The organism is Hymenobacter agri (assembly GCF_054778495.1).
On the sequence record NZ_BAAGZM010000214.1, the window covers coordinates 1 to 6,560 of the forward strand.

General features: G+C 61.4%; 6 protein-coding genes. 2 read left to right on the forward strand and 4 right to left on the reverse strand.

Annotation, left to right across the window (positions count from 1 at the left end; translation table 11 throughout):
* Positions 1 to 850 (forward strand): response regulator (locus tag ACYVDE_RS11875; RefSeq protein WP_460501760.1); only part of this gene is annotated, 850 nt, incomplete at its 5' end.
* 37 nt (positions 851 to 887) lie between these two features.
* Here ACYVDE_RS11875 and ACYVDE_RS11880 read toward each other — a convergent pair.
* The 4 genes from ACYVDE_RS11880 to pheS form a co-directional block, all read right to left on the reverse strand.
* A complete protein-coding gene (locus ACYVDE_RS11880) occupies positions 888 to 1,823 on the reverse strand; it encodes a hypothetical protein (protein ID WP_460501761.1) in 936 nt (311 codons plus the stop codon).
* 158 nt (positions 1,824 to 1,981) lie between these two features.
* Positions 1,982 to 3,577: a bacillithiol biosynthesis cysteine-adding enzyme BshC gene (gene bshC, locus ACYVDE_RS11885; protein WP_460501762.1), complete on the reverse strand. Its 1,596-nt coding sequence runs from the start codon at positions 3,575 to 3,577 to the stop codon at positions 1,982 to 1,984.
* A 201-nt stretch (positions 3,578 to 3,778) separates the two neighbouring features.
* Positions 3,779 to 5,092 carry a MiaB/RimO family radical SAM methylthiotransferase gene (gene rimO, locus ACYVDE_RS11890; protein ID WP_460501763.1) on the reverse strand — a complete coding sequence of 438 codons (1,314 nt, stop codon included), beginning with the start codon at positions 5,090 to 5,092 and terminating at the stop codon, positions 3,779 to 3,781.
* Positions 5,093 to 5,177: 85 nt separating this feature from the next.
* Entirely contained in the window at positions 5,178 to 6,248 is a 1,071-nt protein-coding gene (gene pheS, locus ACYVDE_RS11895; RefSeq protein ID WP_460501765.1) for a phenylalanine--tRNA ligase subunit alpha, read from the reverse strand.
* Between the two features lie 105 nt (positions 6,249 to 6,353).
* Here pheS and ACYVDE_RS11900 point away from each other — a divergent pair.
* Positions 6,354 to 6,560, forward strand: a 207-nt coding sequence (locus ACYVDE_RS11900; RefSeq protein WP_460501764.1) for a hypothetical protein, incomplete at its 3' end; no start/stop codon positions are given.

The window sequence follows — 6,560 nt, forward strand, 5'->3', positions numbered from 1 at the left end:
CAGCGCGCCGGGCCAGGGCAGCAGCTTCGACTTCGAGCTCACGTTCCCCAAAGCGCCCGCGCCCGCCGTGGCCGATGCCACCGATGCGGCCTACAACACCGGCCGCCTGGTAGGCACCCGGGTGCTGCTCGTCGAAGACAACGAGATAAACCGCACCGTGGCCCGCATGATGCTCGAGCCCTGGGGCGTGGCGCTCGACGAAGCCGAAGACGGCCTTGCTGCCCTGGCGCTGCTACGCGTGAACGATTACGACCTCGTGCTCACCGACATCCAAATGCCCGGTATCAGCGGCATCGACCTCACGCAGCAGCTGCGCCAGATGCCGGAGCCACACCGGGCCAACATGCCGGTTATTGCCGTCACGGCCAATGCTTTTCGGGCCGATGTAGAGCGCTACCTCGCTGCCGGCGTGAACGCCTGCCTCACCAAGCCCTACGACGAGGCCACGCTCTACCAAACCATGGAAGCCTTGCTGCCGGCGCTGCCGCCCGCCGCCCCGGCCTACAACCTGGCCCCGCTACGCGAAATGGCCAAGGGCCGCGAGGAGTTTGTGCACAAAATTGTACGGTCTTTCCTCACCAACATGCCCAACAGCCTCGCCCAGTTGAAAGCCGCCGGTGCGGCGGCCAACTGGCCCGAGGTCGGCCGCCTGGCCCACCACATCAAGCCCAACCTGCACACGCTGGGCATCTGCGACGTGGCCCCGGCCCTGGAAGTATTGGTGCGCCTGCACAGCGACGAGCCCGCCGCCACGCCCGAAGCCCCCGCCACATTGCGCCAGGCCCTCACGCAGTTGGTAGCCGGCGTGGAGCGCGCCCTAGTCGGCCTCAGCGCCGAACTGACGGAGTAGGGCGGGGCTGGGCGGCGGGCACTAACGGTAAAGGCCATTAGGATTTCAGCAGGCGTTGCACGGCAATTGCATTGTTCAGCCCAAAATACTGCCAGGGGTATGGCGTGAAATGCGGTTCCAACGCTTGAATAAGCTGATTACGGGCGGCCGTATTGCCGAGAATGTGGTGAAGCCCAGCCAAATAATTGTTGTAGTACACGGCCGCCAAGGAATTGCCAGCGGCTTGCGATGGTCCGGCCAGCACTTGTTTAATGCGCGTGCCGTATTCCTGTCTTAGCTGTTTAATAGCCGTGGCATCACTGTTATTCTCATGCGCCAGGTAGCTGTAGATTTCGTGCAAGGACAGAAGCTTAAATAACTGACGGAGTGCTGGGTTGGCAATTGAATCGACGTAATGCGTTAAGTCAGCCAAACTGCCGTGCCACCACGGCGACACGCAGCGCATGTAGTTAAAATGCCCCATTAAGTGGGCAGGGCTCAATTGGGTGCACAGAGCAAAAGCTTGGTCATAAAGCTCTTGCTCGTTTAGCCCCATGCCCACTCGTACTAGCCGCGCGGAAGCTTCGGCCTGAAAGGCGGGGTTTGCAAAAGGAGGGCTGAGGTGGTTATAGGCTTGGTCGAGGTAGTTGAAAAAGCCGTTGGCTTGGTCCTCGGTGGTCTGGTCGGCTATCAGCCCACCGCGGGTTTCCCAAGCTAAAAATGTTGCATGAGCGCCTGCCACAAGCTGTCGCAGCTCCGACGCTCCGGATGCCAGGTAGCGCTGTATTGCTGCTGTATGGTGATGGCTGAGACACACGCCATCTACCAAGCGTGTTAGGTCGTCAGTGTTTAATGCAGCAACTGTAGCTTCTAGTTTCTCCCATTGGTTTCCGGCCAGCATCGGCTCTATCCTCAGCTGAATAAGCAGGCCATAAGATAAGTCGGCAGCCGCGATAGGCGCCTTGGAGAAGAGAGACTGTAAGAACTGGCGCATGAGCAGCAAAGCCGGAGGAGTAAGCCAGCCAAAGCTAGCGCATTCTTCCGGCTTGCGCTGGTAGTTCCATAACTCATTGGTGTTAGTCTGGATACTACCCGCATCGGCCGGCCTGCAGTTACGCGCTGCGTGCTAAACTGCGGCCAGCGCACAGCGCCCTACTCCTCCTCCAGCACCGTGAACTCCAGCGCCAGCGGCTCAAACGCCTCCACCAGTTGCTGAATAAACTCGGGGTTGTTTATCAGGATGCTGAGCACGTTGTCGCTGCGCTCCTGCAGGCCGCCGCCGGGGAAGAGCTTTTCCTTGAGGGCGGCCAGCTGGGTGTAGGCAGTTTCGTGCTTGGTTTCGGCGGCTTTGCTCAGACGCTTTTCGAGGCCGGCGAGGCCGGCGGCGGCTTTCTGGGCTTCGGCGGCCACGGTTTTTACCAGCGTCGGGTCGAGGCGCTGGGCCACGTCCTGCACCTGTTGGAACGCGGCGGCCAAGGCCTGCTGCTGCTCTTTCAGGCTGATTTCCTCCTGGCCCAGGGCGGCGCCGACCTGCTTCTTCAGCTCGGGTAGCGGGCGGAATATTTCGTGCGTGGTTAGCCCCAGCTTCTTCAGCTTGCCCGCGTTGGCGCGGCTGATGTACTCGGCCGAATTGCGCGGCAGCACGATGGGGTAGGGGACATCGAACGCCGCAAACACGTCTTTCAGCTGGAACCAGTACGCCACCTCAGCCCCGCCGCCGATGTAGGCCAGATTGGGCAGCAGCATTTCCTGGTACACCGGCCGCAACACCACGTTGGGGCTGAACTGCTCGGGGTGCGCCTGAGCCAGCGTCAGCAGCTCGGCCTGGCTGTGGCACTTGGCCGTGTTGCGGATAGTGACCTCCACGCAGTCGGCCCCGCCGGCATCGGGCTCCAGCCGCTCGCGCTTGCCCTCGTCGGTGATGAAAAACAGGTTGATGGGCCGCGAATACACCTGTGGCTTATAGCCAGCGGCGGTGAGGCGGCCGTTGGTGGCCTGCACGGCGGCGTTCGACACCTGCTCCCGAATTTCCTTGGTCAGCAGCGGCACCAGCGCCTGTTTCAGGGCCGGGCGGTCGGCGTCGAGCGTCACCAGCCCGAACGCGCCGAACAGCGCATCGGCCAGCTTGCGAGTGGCTTCAGCCAGGTTTTTCGAGGAGGTGTAGGATTCGCGGAAAGCCGCTGGAACCTCGGGCGGCAGCTGGCTCAGCAATTGCTCGCTGAGGCCGTCGAGCGGCAGGCGGCCGACGGGGCCGCCGGTGCCGGCCGCGTCCCAGGCGTAGGTTTTGCCGAACAGCGAGAAGTGATTGATTTCGGCAAAATCGTGGTCTTCAGTGGCCATCCAGTACACCGGCACGAAATCGTACTGCGGGTATGCGGCCTTCAGCTCACGGCTCAGCTTAATGGCCGACACGATTTTATAGATGAAGTACAGCGGCCCGGTGAGCAGGTTGAGCTGGTGGCCGGTCGTCACGGTAAAGGTGGTTTCCCGGGCCAGTAACTCAATATTGGCGGCGGTGGCGGCCGGGGCCGTGCTGCCGTACTGCTCCTGCAGGGCCGCTACCAGCCGCTGCCGCGCCTCGGGTGAATAGCTGGCGCGTTTTTCTTCAATTTGCGCCGCGAAGTTTTCCAGGGCCGGAAAGCGGTTATAGAACGGGGCCAGGGCAGGCTTCTGGTCGATATAGTCGGTCAGCAGGCCCGGGAAGGCGCCGGTTTCGGCGTAGGGCAGCGTGGTACAGCGAGTAGGCATAGGGGTAATACGAGCGGGGCCGGGTTCGGTGTGAACCTTAGCCAATGGCAAAAGTCCGCACAAAACCCGGCCCCGCCGGAAAAGTTAGTTTTGGATGGTTTGAACGAGGTAGAGACGCAATATTTTGCGTCTCGTCGTCCGCGCCGCCTACAGGCCATTCAACAGATGTTGTTCAACGACGAGACGCAAGATATTGCGTCTCTACACCAAGTGGCCGTACAGGTCAAAATCGGAGGCCGAGTCAATCTTCACGTTGGCAAAGTCGCCCAGGCGCACGAAGGTGTTTTTCTCCACCGGTACCAGCACTTCGTTGTCTACCTCGGGCGAGTCGAACTCGGTGCGGCCCACGAAGTGGCCGCTCTCCTTGCGGTCAAACAGCACCTTGTAGGTCTGGCCCACGCGGGCCTCGTTCAGCTCCATCGAAATGCCCTGTTGCAGCTCCATAATGGCGTCGGCGCGCTCCTGCTTCACCTCGGCCGGCACGTCGTCGACGAGAGTGTGCGAGTGGGTATTTTCCTCGTGCGAGTAGGTGAAGATGCCCAGGCGCTCAAAGCGGGTCTGCTCCACAAAATCGTACATTTCCTGGAAGTCCTGCTCCGTTTCGCCCGGGTGGCCCGAGATGAGCGTAGTGCGCAGGGCAATGCCCGGCACGCGCTGCCGGATGGTATCCACCAGCTCAATCGTGCGGCGCTTGGTGATGCCCCGGCGCATCGTTTTCAGCATGTTGTCGGAGCCGTGCTGCAGGGGCATGTCGAGGTATTTGCAGATGTTCTCGCGCTCGGCCATCACATCCAGCGCATCCAGCGGAAACTGCGAGGGGTAGGCGTACTGCAGGCGAATCCAGTCGATGCCGTTCACGTCCGAGAGGTTCCGCAGCAGGTCGGCCAGCTTGCGCTCGCCGTAGTGCTGCAGGCCGTAGTAAGTCAGGTCCTGAGCAATGAGAATCAGCTCTTTGGTGCCCATGCCGGCTAGGCGCTTGGCTTCCTTCACCAGGTCCTCGATGGGCCGGTCGACGTGCTTGCCGCGCATCAGCGGGATGGCGCAGAACGAGCAGGGGCGGTTGCAGCCCTCCGCGATTTTGAAGTAGGCGTAGTGCTTGGGCGTGGTAATCAGGCGCTCGCCGATGAGCTCGTGCTTGTAGTCAGCGTTCAGCACCTTCAGCATCTGGGGCAGCTCCAGGGTGCCGAAGTAGGCGTCCACCTGCGGGATTTCCACCTCCAACTCGTCCTTGTAGCGCTGCGAGAGGCAGCCCGTCACGTAGAGCTTTTCGAGGCGGCCGGCCTCCTTCTCATCCGCGTAGCGCAGAATGGTGTCAATGCTTTCCTGCTTGGCGTTGTCGATGAAGCCGCAGGTATTGATGATGACGATGTTGGCGTCCGATTTCTCGGCCTCGTGCGTCACATCGAACTTATTGGCCTGCAGCTGGCCCATCAGCACTTCCGAGTCCACGATGTTCTTCGAGCAGCCGAGGGTGATGACGTTTACTTTATTCTGGGTCTGATTTCTAACCTTCATTGAATCACTGAATTATCGAAGCCGACCTGTAAAAGCCGGTTGCATAGAATGCCCAGCCGGGCTAATTGGTTCGGTTGTCGTTGAGTTAGAGCGCCTCAAACTGCCGCAGGAAACGCATATCGTTTTCCGTGAACAGGCGCAAATCTTTAATCTGATACTTGAGCATGGCAATGCGCTCGATGCCCATGCCCCAGGCGTAGCCCGAGTATTTTTCGGGGTCGATACCGGCGTTTTCGAGCACGGCGGGGTCCACCATGCCGCAGCCGCCAATCTCCACCCAGCCCGAATACTTGCAGATGTTGCAGCCTTTGCCTTTGCAAATCAGGCAAGTGATGTCAATCTCGGCGCTGGGTTCGGTGAAGGGGAAGAAGCTGGGGCGGAAACGGATGTTAATGTCCTGCCCGAACAGCTCCTGCACGAAGTAGTACACCGTCTGCTTCAGGTCGGCGAAGCTCACGCCTTCGTCAATGAAAATGCCCTCCACCTGATGGAACATCATGTGGGCCCGGGCCGAAATGGCCTCGTTGCGGAACACGCGGCCCGGCATCACCCGACGGATGGGCAGGGGCTCGGTTTCCATTACGCGCACCTGCACGGTGCTGGTGTGGGTGCGCAGCAGGTGGGGCAGGTCGGGCGCGCCGGTGGGCACGTCGCCGGGCGTGGCCGTGCGCGAGGCCGGGGCCACAAAGAACGTGTCCTGCATGTCGCGCGCCGGGTGGTTCTCGGGGAAGTTGAGGGCGGTGAAGTTGTGCCAGTCGTCCTCAATCTCGGGGCCTTCGGCCACGGCGAAACCGATGCGGCCGAAGATGCGCAGCATCTCCTCGCGCACCAGGCTCAGGGGGTGGCGGGTGCCCAAGGCGTTGGGTACCGGGGGCAGGGTGTAGTCGAAATCGGGGTTGGCGGGCGCATTGTCGGCGGCGGCTTCGGCGGCCTGCTGGGCCTCGTCGAAGCGGGCCTGGGCCTGCTGTTTCAGCGCATTAAGCTGCTGGCCTACTGCGCGTTTCTGGTCGTTGGGTACCGCTTTCAGCTGGTCGAACAAATCGGCCAGCCGGCCCTTGCGGCCGAGGTAGGCAATGCGAAAAGCATCGAGGTGCGCGGCGTTGCTAAGGTCGGCGGTTGTAATTTCGGCCGTCAGCGCGGCAATGGAGTCCTGCATCTGCATCATATCCGGCAAAGTTACGGCAAGGCGCGCGCCGGGCCGAACGTTTCAATCGCGCATTCAGTTAGCCCCCCGAAACCATCTATCCCCCTGTATACCGTCATGAAACGCGCTCTATTCTTCCTGTTCTTCGCGGCTGGCCTCGCCAACTCGGCCGCTGCCCAAAGCGGCTGGGACACCGGCGGCTGGGATGCTCCCAAAAAAGCTCCGGCCAAGAAAACCACGAAATCGACCTCGACGAAAGCAGCCAGCCAGCAGGCGGCCAGCAATGGCGGCGCCGCCGAAACGCCCGCGCCGGCCGAAGTGCCC

What these genes read in the sequence shown, in the direction of transcription:
- ACYVDE_RS11880 (WP_460501761.1), bottom strand. Translation starts at nt 1,823, where the DNA reads ATGCGCCAGTTCTTACAGTCTCTCTTCTCCAAGGCGCCTATCGCGGCT.
- bshC (WP_460501762.1), bottom strand. Translation starts at nt 3,577, where the DNA reads ATGCCTACTCGCTGTACCACGCTGCCCTACGCCGAAACCGGCGCCTTC.
- rimO (WP_460501763.1), bottom strand. Translation starts at nt 5,092, where the DNA reads ATGAAGGTTAGAAATCAGACCCAGAATAAAGTAAACGTCATCACCCTC.
- pheS (WP_460501765.1), bottom strand. Translation starts at nt 6,248, where the DNA reads ATGCAGGACTCCATTGCCGCGCTGACGGCCGAAATTACAACCGCCGAC.